The organism is Pseudomonas sp. LA5, from assembly GCF_028640825.1.
In the GTDB taxonomy this organism is placed as follows: Bacteria; Pseudomonadota; Gammaproteobacteria; order Pseudomonadales; family Pseudomonadaceae; genus Chryseomonas; species Chryseomonas aestiva.
The window spans coordinates 1-505 of the sequence record NZ_JAQYZY010000009.1 but is presented as its reverse complement, the minus strand read 5'-3'; the positions used below and the strand labels follow the sequence as shown (position 1 = coordinate 505).

The following is a 505-nucleotide window of genomic DNA, read 5'->3' as shown; positions in this document are numbered from 1 at the left end:
GGGACATTTCTATCTGGCTGGATCGCGACATTACTATTTGGCCGTAACAGAGGTGGAGCGCGGGCAAAAGGGGGGCAAGTGGTGCCGGTGAAGCTGTTTTTCCAGGGCAGTATATTTTTAGGTATGCAGAAAGCGCCACATGGCGCTTTCTGTTCGAGCCTCAGATGCGCGGCATCGATCGTCTACGGCCAAACAGATGCGTAGTCTCAGTTGGTCGCTTTGACGTTGGATGCTTTATCTGGCTGACGCCCTTCCTGTGCCAGCGTTTCATGCATCTCTCGATGCTGCTGGAGCGCCGCCTGGCTATCGCGGAAATCTTGGTTGTGCGAGATCGAGCGCTCGCTGCCGTCTGCGGCATAGCTGAGGTTCGCAACGGCGAGGGTGGCGGCAAACAGGGCAATTTTAAGGAACGTCATGGTGTTTCTCCTTCTAGAGTGCAGCGTGGGTATGAGAGCCACTCTAGAGGGGCGCGGCTAACGCCAGGATGAGCCGCGCATTACAATCC

Annotated in this window: 2 protein-coding genes; one reads left to right on the top strand and one right to left on the bottom strand. The window is 56.2% G+C overall.

Features of this window, described 5'->3' with window-relative positions; genetic code table 11:
- Nucleotides 1–204 (top strand): hypothetical protein (locus tag PVZ72_RS00365; RefSeq protein WP_273860901.1); only part of this gene is annotated, 204 nt, incomplete at its 5' end.
- A gap of 2 nt (nt 205–206) precedes the next feature.
- Here the strand turns inward: PVZ72_RS00365 and PVZ72_RS00360 are convergent.
- Nucleotides 207–416: a hypothetical protein gene (locus PVZ72_RS00360; protein ID WP_007162516.1), complete on the bottom strand. Its 210-nt coding sequence runs from the start codon at nt 414–416 to the stop codon at nt 207–209.
- Nucleotides 417–505: the final 89 nt, after the last annotated feature.